Origin of the sequence: Bacillus sp. FSL R9-9834, from assembly GCF_038006905.1 — a bacterium.
Taxonomy (GTDB): domain Bacteria; phylum Bacillota; class Bacilli; order Bacillales; family Bacillaceae_G; genus Bacillus_A; species Bacillus_A pacificus.
This window is the reverse complement of record NZ_JBBOWD010000001.1, coordinates 4,394,436-4,408,667: the sequence shown is the minus strand read 5'-3', so window position 1 is coordinate 4,408,667 and position 14,232 is coordinate 4,394,436. Positions and strand designations below refer to the sequence as shown.

Below are 14,232 nucleotides of genomic sequence, written 5' to 3'. Positions count from 1 at the left end.
CTACTTAAAGGGTTAGGACCTCTCTGGACTAACTTTCCCCCGTGGTAGTGGAGCAAGCCAAATTGCAAATTAGTTTTCAATTCGAACAGTTAGAATAAATTTACAAGGGGGAACTGTAGAATGGATACTATGGATACGATGGGTCGTCACGTGATCGCTGAGCTTTGGGATTGCGATTTCGACAAGCTTAATGACATGCCGTATATTGAACAATTATTTGTGGATGCAGCACTAAGAGCTGGTGCTGAAGTGCGTGAGGTGGCTTTCCATAAATTTGCACCACAAGGTGTAAGTGGAGTAGTAATTATCTCGGAATCACATTTAACAATTCATAGCTTTCCGGAGCACGGTTACGCGAGTATTGATGTTTATACTTGTGGGGATCGTATTGATCCAAATGTTGCTGCAGAATATATTGCAGAAGGTTTAAACGCGAAAACGCGTGAGAGCATCGAGCTTCCTCGAGGCACTGGTAGCTTCGAAATTAAGCAGAGAGAAACAAAAGCTCTTTAAAAAAGAACATAATTGATTTAAAATGTAAAGAGGTGTATAATGCACCTCTTTTTTAGTTTGAAAAAAAGGAAAAATATGACGTACTCGTTAGTTGAATGAATTGAGCTCTTGCGAATAAGTTAACGCCCTATTCTACCATCTTATTTTTGGAACCGAGATGATAACATAATGCGTTTAAACTTAAAGTGGTAAGAGAGTTAGAATGAGTTATATAATACTGTATATATATTGTCAGATGAAGTAAGTAGAGAAAAATAAAGAGTATAGTGTAAAGGAGTGAATATATTGCGTTGTCCATCCTGTTCTCATAATGGTACAAGAGTGTTAGATTCGCGTCCGGTAGACGAGGGGCGCTCTATTCGAAGAAGGAGAGAGTGTGAAAGCTGTTTAAGCCGCTTTACGACATTTGAAAGAGTGGAAGAGTCACCTCTTATCGTTGTAAAAAAAGAAGGAACACGAGAAGAGTTTAATAAAGAAAAGATTTTACGCGGCTTAATTAAAGCGTGCGAAAAAAGACCAGTATCTTTAAGACAATTAGAAGAAGTAACTCAAAGTGTGGAACGTGAACTTCGTAATTTAGGTATATCAGAAGTGAAAAGTGATATGATTGGTGAAATTGTTATGGAAGAACTACGTGATATCGATGATGTTGCTTACGTGCGTTTTGCTTCTGTATATCGCCAATTTAAAGATTTAAATGTATTTATTGAAGAATTAAAAGATATACTGCAAAAAGAAAGAGAGTAGAATCTGTATTGTATTCTCTTTACATACCGTAAATAATGAGATAAGAGAGCTAGAAGCGAAAGCTAATAGCTCTTTTTCGCTAATAAATTATATAGTGAAGATTGGATGAGAGAAAGGAAAAGCAAGAATGGAAAAACAGTCATGGATGGAGCTATTGCCGATTGATCGTTATAAAGTAAGTGCGAAAGGGTTACTGCATAATTACGACCGAAAAGTGTTAACGATGTTATATCAGCCGTTAATAGGTAGTAGAGCTTTTAGCTTGTACATGACGCTATGGGGAGAGTTAGAGCAAGATCGTGTGTTTGGAAAAGAGAATACGCACCATTCCCTTATGGTGACCATGCAAATGCAACTTCCCGAAGTGTATGAGGAACGAGTAAAGTTAGAAGCAATTGGGCTTTTAAAAGTATATATTAAGAAAGAAAAAGATATTCGAATGTTTATATATGAGCTGCAACCACCTTTATCCCCGAAGCAGTTTTTTGATGATATTGTTTTAAGTATTTTTTTATACAATCGATTGAGTCGGACAAAATATAATCAAGTAAAACAATATTTCTTAGAAGAAGAATTTGATTTTGTATCGTATGAAAATGTTACGCGTTCTTTTAATGATGTATTTGGTTCGTTTAATCCAGGACAGCTTGAGCATGCGCAAGAAGATCTTCGTATTCCAAAAGCGACAGTTATGCCAAGTAATGAAAAGGGAGATGCTCCAAAAGTTTGGAATGATTTCTTTGATTTCTCCTTATTTGTAGACGGCTTGTCCGCTCTTGTTCCTAAAAAGGCGATTACAGATCAAGTGCGAGAATGTGTCATTACACTTGCTTACGTGTATGATGTAGATGTGTTATCGATGCAAAATATCGTTCTTGGTGCGGTGACAGAGATGCAGACAATTGATATCGAAAGGCTTAGAAAAGGAGCGCGTGATTGGTATCAGTTCGAAAACGGTCAAGCGTTACCTGTATTAAGTGAAAGAGTACAGCCTCACGCTGCACGTATGATGAAAGAAAAAGAGCCTACATCGCAAGAAGAGATGTTAATCAAACAGTTAGAGGAAATCTCACCAAAGCAACTATTGAAAGAAATCTCTGGCGGTGCAGAGGCGACGAAGGCTGACTTGCAAATTGTTGAAGATGTAATGATGAATCAAAAGTTAACACCAGGTGTTGTGAATGTACTTATTTATTACGTTATGCTACGCTCAGATATGAAACTTGCGAAAACGTATGTGGAGAAGATTGCGGGACATTGGGCACGTAAAAAGGTCGGTACAGTTGCTGAAGCAATGGCATTAGCGAAAGAAGAAAATCGTCAATATCAAGAATGGGCTGAGACGAAGAAGAAAGGTCGTACATCCAAGAAAACAGTACGAAAAGAAATGGTACCAGATTGGCTGAAAGAAGAGCCGAAAGAACAAGAGAAAGAAACTGTGAAAAAAGATGTAAGTGCTGAAAAAGGTGCAAGTACGTTAGAGGACGAACGAAAACGATTAGAAGAAGTGTTAAAAAAATATAAGCGTGATTAATAGAAGAGAATGAACGCTCTTTGAGGTGAGAAAATGGAGCATATTCAAAATTCATTTGCAAAGTTAATGGAAAATGAAAATTTTAAAAATAGATATGAAGTATTAAAGGCGGAAGTAATGGCACATCCGCGTGTGAAAGAATTTATAGACGAACATAAAGGGGAAGTAACAACGTCTATGATTGAACGCAGTCTTGTGAAATTATACGAATATATTGGACAAAGTGTAGGTTGCGCGGATTGTCCGGATCTAGGTTCGTGTAAAAACATGCTGCAAGGATATGAGCCAAAGCTCGTTATCCAAGGGAAGATGATTGATATTCAATATGATCGTTGTGTTAGAAAAGTAGCATATGACGAGAGGAAGAAATATGAAAAGCTTGTTCAAAGTGTATATATGCCAACTGATATTTTACAAGCAACGATGGAAAACTTAGACCCTTCAGATTTAGATGCGCGTATTGATGCAATTGGTGCAGCTAATGAGTTTTTAAGTGCATATGAACCTGGTAAAAAAGTACAAGGTTTATATTTATACGGTAAATTTGGTGTAGGGAAAACGTATTTGTTAGGAGCAATTGCGAATGAGCTTGCTCGAAAGAAAATAAGTTCGATGCTCGTATACTTCCCTGAATTTCTCCGTGAAATTAAAAGTTCGATTCAAGATAATTCAATTGGGGAAAAGATTGATGCAGTGAAACGCGTACAAGTTTTAATGTTAGATGATATTGGAGCAGAAGCGATGTCAAGCTTTGTGCGTGATGATGTACTCGGTGCAATTTTGCAATTCCGTATGTTAGAAAACTTACCGACGTTCTTTACGTCTAACTTTGATTTTAAACAGCTAGAACATCATTTAACATATACGCAGCGCGGTGAAGCGGAAGAAATGAAAGCAGCTCGTATTATGGAGCGAATTAAATATTTAGCGAAACCAATTCCAATTGGCGGGAAAAACCGTCGTCATAAGTAAAGAGTAAGCTGAGAAGCTTGCTCTTTTTTTCGTAGTTAAACGCTTTTTAAAGTAGTCGAATGATAAAATGAAAAGTTCTTATTGAAAATTCCTAGTAGCTTGTATCATTTTTTTCTCCCTCCCTTAATATATATAAAATTAGCAAGCCATATCGAGTGGATTTTCTAACGATAGGAAATGTAATTCTACTAAGAGTGAACTTTCACGCGGGACGGACTCTTATAGGATTTGTAACGTATAGATACAGTCCTTTAGAGCAGGGATAAAAGGGGGGACAAAAGTGATTGAAATTTGCTTCGAAGAAAAAAATGATGCTATGCATGTATATAGGCAACTACTGAAAAGAGCGGAACTGTTATATAAGGAAACGAGTGTGTATTTACAGGAACAAAAAGTGGTGATTCACATACCAGTATGTGAATCAAATTATATTGAAAAGATTTTATTGCCAGTAATGGTATATTTCATTGTGAATGTGAAACAAAATGAGTGGATATATACAATCTTAAAAGAGAAGTTTTTTTATGAAGAAGAGGAAGAGTGCCATCAAATATTACATATGGCACAAGAGATTTTAAAAGGGAGAAGAAAAGGAATTGCTCGTGAATTAACACGTCACACATTTGAATCATATATTAAATCCTCTTTAAATAACTGGCTTTGTGATCCGCTTTCATTCTCGTTTTCATCATATGTTCGCTTTCGTCTTCGTACATATAGGGAAATGGTAGCTAAGCTTGCTGAAGTGGCAATTGATGAGTATAAGTTGGAACAAGAATATCAAATGTTTATTGAAACGCTCCGGCAACAAGTTCGTAGCCGGAAGTCACGTTTGTCATGTGTCCATCTTATTTTTGATGAAAGTTTTATTTTCTATGATGATAAAGGTAGACGTTTAAAACAAGAGAAATTGGTTCAATATATAGATGAAGACTTATTAAAACAAAAGGATGTATATATTGATACGAAAGTAATTGCACCACTTCTTTCTATTTCGCCGAAAAAAATTTATTTATATACGAAGGAACAAGATCATAATATGATTATTACTTTGCGAAATGTATTTCAAGAACGGGTACAATTACATGGATTACATGAGTTTGAGCGCAATGTGAAAAATTTAAAAAATAAAGGTAACGCCCTTGATTTTCTAAGTTTTTGAGCATATAATTACCTACATAAATGAAATATATTGAAATGTCATGATGAGGACATGAGTAGTTTTCTACGATTTTCAGAGAGGGAAGCCTTAGGGTGTGAGCTTCCTAGTACGGGATTATTACTTACCACCTCTAAACTTTAGCAGTGAACGGTTTTTCTAGTAATTGCTAACGGACAACACCGTTATGTTGAACTTGAGCAATTAACAATTATGTTAATTGGAACAAGGGTGGAACCACGAATTCAACACTCGTCCCTTTTTACGGGATGAGTGTTTTTTATTTTGAGAAAAAGAGGAGTGACCAGTGATGGCAGATGTAGTTAAAATTACTTTCCCTGATGGAGCTGTGAAGGAGTTTCCAAAAGGCGTAACAACTGAAGAAATCGCAGCTTCTATTAGCCCAGGCTTAAAGAAAAAAGCTGTGGCTGGAAAATTAAATGATGAGATGATCGATCTTGTTACACCAATCGAAGAAGATGGTGCAGTTTCTATCATTACATTAGATTCTGAAGATGGCTTATATATTTTACGCCACTCAACAGCTCACCTTTTAGCGCAAGCGTTAAAACGTTTATATAAAGATGTTAAGGTTGAGCTTGGCATTGGTCCAGTAATTGAAAATGGCTTCTACTACGATATTGATATGGAAGAAGCAATTACAGTTGAAGACTTCAAGAAAATCGAAAAAGAAATGCAAAAGATTGTGAACGAGAACTTAGAAATCGTTCGTCATGAAGTACCACGTGCAGAAGCAATTCGTCGTTTTGAAGAAATCGGCGATGAGTTAAAATTAGATTTAATTAACGATCTTCCAGAAGATGCAGTTATTTCAATCTATGAGCAAGGCGAATTCTTCGACCTTTGCCGTGGTGTTCACCTTCCATCTACAGGGAAAATTAAAGTATTTAAATTATTAAGCGTTGCAGGTGCTTACTGGCGCGGTGATAGCAATAATAAAATGCTACAACGTATTTATGGTACTGCATTCGTTAAGAAAGCAGAATTAGATGAGCACTTACGTATGCTTGAAGAAGCGAAAGAGCGCGATCACCGTAAATTAGGTAAAGAATTAAAACTATTTACTAATAGCCAAAAAGTAGGACAAGGTTTACCACTTTGGTTACCAAAGGGTGCAACAATCCGCCGCATTATCGAGCGTTACATCGTTGATAAAGAAGCAAGCTTAGGCTATGATCACGTATACACTCCAGTACTAGGAAGCAGAGAGCTTTATGAAACTTCTGGTCACTGGAACCACTACCGTGATGGTATGTTCCCATCAATGGAAATGGATAATGAAGAGTTAGTTCTTCGTCCAATGAACTGTCCTCACCACATGATGGTTTATAAAAACGATATTCACAGCTACCGTGAATTACCAATCCGTATTGCGGAACTTGGAACAATGCACCGCTATGAAATGTCAGGTGCGTTATCTGGATTACAACGTGTACGCGGAATGACTTTAAACGATGCGCACATTTTCGTACGCCCAGATCAAATTAAAGAAGAATTAAAACGTGTTGTAAACTTAACGCTAGAAGTGTACAAAGATTTCGGTTTAGAGAACTACTCATTCCGTCTATCTTATCGCGACCCAGCAGATACTAAAAAGTACTATGCTGATGATGAGATGTGGGAAAAAGCACAAGGTATGTTAAAAGAAGCTATGGATGAAATGGGTCTTGATTACTATGAAGCTGAAGGTGAAGCGGCATTCTACGGTCCAAAACTTGACGTTCAAGTTCGTACTGCTCTTGGAAAAGACGAAACACTTTCAACTGTACAATTAGACTTCTTACTTCCAGAACGCTTTGAACTATCTTACGTTGGTGAAGACGGTAAACAACATCGTCCAGTTGTAATTCACCGTGGTGTTGTATCTACTATGGAACGTTTCGTAGCCTTCTTAATTGAAGAATACAAAGGTGCATTCCCAACTTGGTTAGCTCCAGTTCAAGTACAAGTAATTCCAGTTTCTCCGCAAGTACATTTAGACTACGCGAAGAAAGTACAAGATGAATTGCGTCGTGCTGGTATCCGTGTTGAATTAGATACTCGTGAAGAGAAAATTGGTTACAAAATCCGTGAAGCACAAATGCAAAAAATTCCGTACATGCTTGTAGTAGGTGACAATGAAGTAACTGAAAACGGCGTAAACGTACGTAAATACGGTGAACAAAAATCAGAAACAATCGCATTAGATGCTTTTGTTGATATGATTAAAGTAGAAGGAAAACGATAAGAAAAAGCCGCGGTATACCGCGGCTTTTCTATGTAATATGAGTAAGGAAAATTAGAAAAAAAAACCATGTAACACTTATCGTAAAAAAGTATTGCAAGTATGTTAGTTGTTTGTTACAATATTTCTTGTTGTTAGTAAAACACATCGCGTCTTCTTGACAGACGTCATGTCCTATGATAAACTCATCAAGGATAATAGAATATTGTTTTGTGGAACAAGTAGAAGCACCCGCTTCTCACCTGATGGACGCATTCGCAGTTTACAGGTAAATGTATTTCTTACTTAAGATTTTACAAGTGTGGGTGTCGTATGCCCGCACTTTTTTTGTCGGGTTCTATGACTACAAACTATGTTCTGAGAAAACCTTGGAGGTGGCTTACTATTAGCAAGGATATGATGATTAACGAGCAAATTCGTGCACGTGAAGTACGTTTAGTTGGTGCAAATGGCGATCAACTTGGAATCAAGTCTCGTAATGACGCTTTAGACTTAGCTGCAAATCTTAATCTTGATTTAGTATTAGTTGCTCCAAATGCGAAACCGCCAGTATGCCGCATTATGGACTACGGTAAATTCCGCTTTGAGCAACAGAAGAAAGAAAAAGAACAGCGCAAAAATCAAAAAGTAATTAGCATGAAAGAAGTACGTTTAAGTCCAACAATTGATGAACACGACTTTAACACAAAACTTCGTAATGCTATCAAGTTTTTAGAGAAAGGCGACAAGGTTAAAGCGTCAATTCGCTTTAAAGGACGTGCCATTACTCATAAAGAAATCGGTCAACGTGTTTTAGATCGCTTCTCAGAAGCTTGTGCTGAAGTTAGTACAATCGAATCTAAGCCTAAAATGGAAGGACGCAGTATGTTCTTAGTTTTAGCACCGAAAAACGATAAGTAATAGATAGAGGAGGAAATACCTATGCCTAAACAAAAAACTCATCGCGGCGCTGCAAAGCGTTTCAAAAAGACTGGATCAGGTAAACTGAAACGTTCTCACGCTTACACAAGCCATTTATTCGCTAACAAATCTACAAAAGCTAAACGTAAACTACGTAAAGCTGGTGTAGTAAGCGCTGGTGACTTCAAACGCATTCGTCAAATGCTTGACAACTTAAAATAAGTTCGGCTGATATATAGAACAATTAGGAGGTAATATTATGCCAAGAGTAAAAGGTGGTACAGTTACTCGTCAACGTCGTAAAAAAGTAATTAAATTAGCAAAAGGTTACTACGGTTCAAAAAATACATTATTCAAGGTTGCTAACCAACAGGTTATGAAATCTCTAATGTATGCATTCCGTGACCGCCGTCAAAAGAAACGTGACTTCCGTAAATTATGGATTACACGTATCAACGCAGCAGCTCGTATGAATGGTCTTTCTTACAGCCGCTTAATGCACGGTCTTAAAAATGCTGGCATCGAAGTTAACCGCAAGATGCTTGCTGACTTAGCTGTTCATGACGAAAAAGCTTTCGCTGAATTAGCAACAGTTGCAAAAAACAACATTAACTAATTAATTAGTTGAAACCTTAGGAGAATTTTCTTCTAAGGTTTTTTATTTGTATACAAAGAGAGAGATGTCGTTATTGATATGACAAAACCTATATAAAAGCTATAGCAATATAGAAGAATATACATATGAAGTCAGGAGAATCCTTCTGGCTTTTTTTTATTATGCCCCTTTGGAAAGAAGAGTATCTTTCCTAGGTGAAACGACACTGCTATAATGGAAAGATGATATGGAACTTTCATCAGATAAAATAACATTTTCATTAGTGGACAATACACAGATAATGATTACCTATCACCAATCGGAGTGAACAATCTAATCGTGATGATTGAAACGTATTTGTAAATTAAGGACAAGCTATTTTGTAAAGAGGTAAATGGCTTACTTATTAATAAGAAATGAAAAATAATAATGAACTTTGAAATGAAACAACATTGTTGCGTAACATGCGATGTTGGAGGAGGACAATAGAGTGGACTTACTACAACTATTTAAATTACAAAAAGAATTAGATGACCGTATTGCGAAAGAACATGACTTACAACCGAAAAAATTGTTAAAAGAGAAAATGTTAGCTCTTCTTGTAGAAATTGGAGAACTTGCAAATGAAACACGTTGTTTTAAATATTGGAGCAACAAACCAGCATCAGAACGTGAAGTCATACTAGAAGAATACGTAGATGGTTTACATTTTATTTTATCAATCGGAATTGATTTAGGTATTGATAAAAACTTCCTATTCTATAAGTGTGCACAGACGAATAAAACACAAGTAGAAATTTTCTTAGACACATATGCGAAGGTAATTCGTTTTACAGATCAACCATCTATTACGAACTATATTGAATTATTTACAAGCTACCTTCGACTAGGACAAGCGCTTGAGTTTGAACAAGAAGAGATTGAAAAGGCATATTTAGATAAAAACGAAGTAAATCATCAGCGTCAAACACAAGGATACTAAGTTAATTTTTGAATATTTCAATTTCCTTTTGTATAATGAAGTGACTGAAGAAAAAGGAGGGTGTTGGCAATGACAAAATTAGACGAGACATTGACAATGCTAAAAGAATTAACAGATGCACGTGGTATTGCGGGTAACGAGCGTGAACCACGTGAAGTAATGAAGAAATATATTGAGCCGTTTGCGGACGAACTTTCTACTGATAATTTAGGAAGTTTAGTTGCGAAAAAAGTAGGGGAAGAAAACGGCCCGAAAATTATGGTTGCAGGTCATTTAGATGAAGTTGGCTTTATGATTACACAAATTGATGACAAAGGTTTCCTTCGTTTCCAAACAGTTGGTGGCTGGTGGTCACAAGTTATGCTTGCACAGCGCGTAACAATTGTAACGCGTAAAGGAGATGTAACAGGTGTTATCGGTTCAAAACCACCTCATATCTTACCTCCAGAAGCGCGTAAAAAGCCAGTTGAAATTAAAGACATGTTCATCGATATTGGTGCTTCTAGCCAAGAAGAAGCAATGGAGTGGGGCGTACGACCAGGAGATCAAGTTGTACCTTACTTTGAATTCCAAGTGATGAAGAATGAAAAAATGTTACTTGCAAAAGCATGGGATAATCGAATTGGTTGTGCAATTGCAATTGATGTATTAAAACAATTAAAAGATGAAAAGCATCCAAACGTTGTATATGGCGTCGGGACTGTACAAGAAGAAGTCGGTCTTCGTGGTGCAAAAACATCTGCAAACTATATTAAACCAGATATCGCGTTCGCAGTAGATGTTGGTATCGCTGGTGACACACCTGGTGTAACATCAAAAGAAGCGCAAAGTAAAATGGGTGATGGACCACAGATTATTTTATATGATGCTTCTGTTATTGGTCATACAGGTTTACGTGACTTTGTAGTTGATGTTGCTGATGAATTACAAATTCCATACCAATATGATTCAGTAGCGGGCGGTGGAACGGATGCAGGTGCAATTCATATTGCTGTAAATGGTATTCCGTCTATGGCCATTACGATTGCAACGCGTTACATTCATTCTCATGCGGCAATGTTACACCGTGATGACTATGAAAATGCAGTGAAGTTAATTGTAGAAGTTATTAAACGTCTTGATAAAGAGGCAGTACATAACATTACATTTAATTAATAGAAAAAGCGAAGGAGCCTCTCCTTCGCTTTTTTATGTTTTAAAAAGGCCGTTCTAATCCAGCTGCAGTATGAGCCCCTAAAATGATTAAACGAGTTAATTGCATGGCCATAAAATGCGGGGTATATATCATTCCTTTTTTTAGCCATGACATAATCATGCCGAGGTGGGCACCAGTAACATAACTAATAAGAATATCACGTGGAACCATTAGTTTTTCATCGTTAGGTTGTGAAATAGAGAGGCTTAATGTTAAATGTGTTTGAATTGCTTTCATCATTTTATACGTATAATTTCCGGCAGCTTTATCACCAAGCATGACGTTATAGAAGTTCGCATTTTCTGCAATATGTTCGAACAAGGCCAAAAAACTTGGATGTGGTGAATCAAATGTAAGTTGAAAATCTTCTTTATTTCTATTTTTTTGTTTAATGACTTTTGTTAACTTCTCTAACATTTCTTCAATGCTTTTGTCTAATAAGTCATATTTATCGTGATAATGGCTATAAAACGTAGCACGATTTACAGGAGCACGTTCTGCAATATGTTGAACAGTTACATTTTCAAACCCTTTTTCGCCTACTAAAGCGACAAAAGCATCCTGTATGAGTTGTCTCGTCCGTTTTACACGTGGATCATTTGTATTTTTAATAGACATTTTTATTTCCCCTTGTTTAATTTTCTTTACTTAAACAACATATCAGCGTTATATTGTTGTTTAAACGACATTTCATACGTAAATTGTCGGTTGTAGATTTAAAATAATTATTTATAATTATAAACGATAGTCCTTCAGAAATCAGCACCGCTCGCAGGTAGATAAATTTCGATTTACACCGCAGATGGTGTGATTTTTTTGTTTAAAAGTTAATATAATTAACAATTAAGCAATCTAAACAATAAGGACATAAATAGTTTAGAAAAAAATTATATGCGATATAAGGAGAGGAATGCAATGAATCAGTTTCGAAGAATGGTAATTATCAACATTATCACATTAATTGTACTAGTTGGCGGCGGTATTGGCGCTTATTACTATTACAACCAAACGGAAAATTACTTAAAAACAGACAATGCAAAGATTGACGGAAAGGTAATTCCGATTGCGTCACCAGTAGCAGGTAAACTAACTGACTGGAAAGCAGAAGTAGGTAAGAACTACAATGAAAACGATAAATTAGGTGCTGTTACTGTAGCAGCAGCAAATGGAGAACAAACAGTAGATGTAACAATTCCGCAAAACGCAACAGTTGTACAATCAAACGCAACAACAAATGCTTTCGTTGGAGCAGGTAGCCCGATTGCGTATGCATTTGATATGAACAATTTATGGGTAACAGCAAATATTGAAGAAACAGTAATTGATGATGTTCAAAAAGGCCAAACGGTAGATGTATATGTAGATGCATACCCAGACACAACGTTAACAGGAAAAGTAGAACAAGTTGGCTTAACAACAGCGAACACATTCTCAATGTTACCATCAAGTAACGCAACAGCGAACTATACGAAAGTAAAGCAAGTTGTACCAGTTAAAATTTCTTTAGATCATAGTAAATCAGTAAATATTGTTCCTGGAATGAATGTGTCAGTTCGTATTCATAAGTAAGGGGGAGATGAGATGTCCTCAATTGCAATTGTAGGATATGCACTATTTTGTATAATCGTCTTCTTCCTTGTAAATCGTCTTTTACGAAAGAAAAAAACGAACGTGGGAGAAGAACAAGTCCCAGCCGTAAGTAAAATAGAAGTAAGTAAGGTAGAAACAGAAGAGAAAGAAAATGAACAAAAGCAAGAAGTAGAAATTTCTAATGTAGTTGAGTTAGAAACAAGCAAGCAAGAAGAAGTAAAACAAGAAAAAGAAATGCCGAAAAAACAAACGTCTATGCCTATAGAGAATGTAAATGTAAAAGCAGTTGTAACAGTATTAATTCTCGGTATGTTCGTTTCTATTTTAAACCAAACAATTATTAACGTTGCATTGCCACCGTTAATGAATGAATTTAACGTATCAACTTCAACAGCACAATGGTTAATTACAGGATTCATGCTTGTAAATGGTATTTTAGTACCGATTAGTGCCTTTTTAGTTTCACGATTTACGTATCGTAAATTATTCGTAGCAGCAATGTTATTCTTTACTGTAGGATCTATCATTTGTGCTACATCAGGAAACTTTACAATGATGATGACAGGTCGTATTATTCAAGCGGTCGGTGCAGGTATTTTAATGCCGGTTGGTATGAATATCTTCATGACATTATTCCCACCTCATAAGCGCGGAGCAGCGATGGGATTACTAGGTGTAGCGATGATTTTAGCTCCAGCTATCGGACCAACTGTAACAGGTTGGGTAATTGAAAACTACAGCTGGAACTTAATGTTCTATGCGATGTTTATTATCGGTTTAATTATTACCTTCCTATCTTTAAAATTCTTTACACTAGCTCAGCCAGTATCTAAAACGAAATTAGATGTATTTGGTGTTATTAGTTCAAGTATTGGACTAGGAAGCTTGTTGTACGGATTTAGTGAAGCTGGAAATAATAGTTGGACTAGTGCCGAAGTTGTTATTTCACTTGTTATCGGTGTAATTGGTTTAGCGTTATTTATTTGGAGAGAGTTGACAACAGACAATAAAATGCTTGATTTACAAGTATTTAAATATCCAGTATTTACTTTCACTTTATTAATTAACGCAATCGTTACGATGGCATTATTCGGAGGTATGTTACTACTTCCAGTATATCTGCAAAACATTCGTGGCTTCACACCAATTGAATCAGGTTTATTATTACTTCCAGGTTCATTAATTATGGGAATCATGGGACCTATTGCAGGTAAACTATTTGATAAATATGGAATTCGTCCGTTAGCGATTGTTGGATTAGCTATTACAACGTTTGCGACATATGAATTTACAAAGTTATCAATGGATACGCCATATAGCGTTATTATGACGGACTATATTATACGTTCAATTGGTATGTCATTCATTATGATGCCAATTATGACAGCTGGTATGAACGCACTGCCGATGAAATTAATTTCTCACGGTACAGCAACGCAAAATACATCAAGGCAAGTAGCTGGTTCAATCGGAACAGCGATTTTAATCACACTTATGACGCAACAAACAACTGCTCACGTAGCAGATTACGGTAACATGTTAACAACGTCAAACCCAATTTTAGTTGATAAAGTACATGGCATGGGGCAAAGCTTAGCGGCCTTAGCTGGATCAGCGCAAGCAGGAGATGCGATGAGCACGCAACTATTATATGGACAAATTTCAAAGCTATCTGCAATTAACGGTATTAACGATGCATTCTTAATTGCAACAATATTAGCAGGTGTTGCATGGGTGTTATCGTTCTTCTTGCAATCAGGCAATAAACCAAATAGAAAAGCAGGGAATTAATTTCCCTGC

14 protein-coding genes and 2 other annotated features are annotated in these 14,232 nt (G+C 36.4%); of the genes, 13 read left to right on the top strand and 1 reads right to left on the bottom strand.

The window, feature by feature from the left end:
* Positions 1-129: 129 nt before the first annotated feature.
* From speD to MKY00_RS23010, 11 genes are all read left to right on the top strand, one after another.
* The gene (speD, locus tag MKY00_RS23060; RefSeq protein ID WP_002003660.1) at positions 130-513 is read left to right on the top strand and encodes an adenosylmethionine decarboxylase; all 384 of its coding nucleotides are present in this window, start codon (positions 130-132) and stop codon (positions 511-513) included.
* A gap of 285 nt (positions 514-798) precedes the next feature.
* Complete coding sequence (gene nrdR, locus MKY00_RS23055) at positions 799-1,260, top strand: transcriptional regulator NrdR (protein ID WP_001203687.1); 462 nt, start codon at positions 799-801, stop codon at positions 1,258-1,260.
* A gap of 127 nt (positions 1,261-1,387) precedes the next feature.
* Entirely contained in the window at positions 1,388-2,794 is a 1,407-nt protein-coding gene (locus tag MKY00_RS23050; protein WP_016718640.1) for a replication initiation and membrane attachment family protein, read from the top strand.
* A 33-nt stretch (positions 2,795-2,827) separates the two neighbouring features.
* The gene (gene dnaI / locus MKY00_RS23045; protein ID WP_016718639.1) at positions 2,828-3,766 is read left to right on the top strand and encodes a primosomal protein DnaI; all 939 of its coding nucleotides are present in this window, start codon (positions 2,828-2,830) and stop codon (positions 3,764-3,766) included.
* A 280-nt stretch (positions 3,767-4,046) separates the two neighbouring features.
* A complete protein-coding gene (gene ytxC / locus MKY00_RS23040; RefSeq protein WP_000569618.1) occupies positions 4,047-4,928 on the top strand; it encodes a putative sporulation protein YtxC in 882 nt (293 codons plus the stop codon).
* 31 nt (positions 4,929-4,959) lie between these two features.
* Positions 4,960-5,188: a binding site (T-box leader), on the top strand.
* A gap of 47 nt (positions 5,189-5,235) precedes the next feature.
* Positions 5,236-7,173 (top strand): threonine--tRNA ligase, encoded by a 1,938-nt coding sequence (thrS, locus tag MKY00_RS23035; RefSeq protein ID WP_000786083.1) that lies wholly within the window; start codon positions 5,236-5,238, stop codon positions 7,171-7,173.
* A 210-nt stretch (positions 7,174-7,383) separates the two neighbouring features.
* Positions 7,384-7,504, top strand: a sequence feature (ribosomal protein L20 leader region).
* A 62-nt stretch (positions 7,505-7,566) separates the two neighbouring features.
* Positions 7,567-8,070, top strand: coding sequence for a translation initiation factor IF-3 (infC, locus tag MKY00_RS23030; RefSeq protein ID WP_000973214.1), 504 nt, complete (start codon positions 7,567-7,569; stop codon positions 8,068-8,070).
* Between the two features lie 21 nt (positions 8,071-8,091).
* Positions 8,092-8,292 carry a 50S ribosomal protein L35 gene (rpmI, locus tag MKY00_RS23025; protein ID WP_001125945.1) on the top strand — a complete coding sequence of 67 codons (201 nt, stop codon included), beginning with the start codon at positions 8,092-8,094 and terminating at the stop codon, positions 8,290-8,292.
* Between the two features lie 37 nt (positions 8,293-8,329).
* A complete protein-coding gene (gene rplT, locus MKY00_RS23020) occupies positions 8,330-8,686 on the top strand; it encodes a 50S ribosomal protein L20 (protein ID WP_001138362.1) in 357 nt (118 codons plus the stop codon).
* A 469-nt stretch (positions 8,687-9,155) separates the two neighbouring features.
* Positions 9,156-9,647 carry a dUTP diphosphatase gene (locus MKY00_RS23015; protein ID WP_000365050.1) on the top strand — a complete coding sequence of 164 codons (492 nt, stop codon included), beginning with the start codon at positions 9,156-9,158 and terminating at the stop codon, positions 9,645-9,647.
* A gap of 69 nt (positions 9,648-9,716) precedes the next feature.
* Positions 9,717-10,802: a M42 family metallopeptidase gene (locus MKY00_RS23010; RefSeq protein ID WP_000163568.1), complete on the top strand. Its 1,086-nt coding sequence runs from the start codon at positions 9,717-9,719 to the stop codon at positions 10,800-10,802.
* 40 nt (positions 10,803-10,842) lie between these two features.
* Here the strand turns inward: MKY00_RS23010 and MKY00_RS23005 are convergent, their stop codons facing one another.
* The gene (locus MKY00_RS23005; RefSeq protein ID WP_000023673.1) at positions 10,843-11,460 is read right to left on the bottom strand and encodes a TetR/AcrR family transcriptional regulator; all 618 of its coding nucleotides are present in this window, start codon (positions 11,458-11,460) and stop codon (positions 10,843-10,845) included.
* 297 nt (positions 11,461-11,757) lie between these two features.
* Here MKY00_RS23005 and MKY00_RS23000 point away from each other — a divergent pair, with 297 nt between their 5' ends.
* Together MKY00_RS23000 and MKY00_RS22995 are read left to right on the top strand one after the other, a co-directional pair.
* The gene (locus MKY00_RS23000; protein ID WP_001071400.1) at positions 11,758-12,411 is read left to right on the top strand and encodes an HlyD family secretion protein; all 654 of its coding nucleotides are present in this window, start codon (positions 11,758-11,760) and stop codon (positions 12,409-12,411) included.
* A gap of 12 nt (positions 12,412-12,423) precedes the next feature.
* On the top strand, positions 12,424-14,223 hold the full coding sequence (locus MKY00_RS22995) for a DHA2 family efflux MFS transporter permease subunit (RefSeq protein ID WP_000094780.1): 1,800 nt from the start codon (positions 12,424-12,426) through the stop codon (positions 14,221-14,223).
* Positions 14,224-14,232 lie beyond the last annotated feature (9 nt).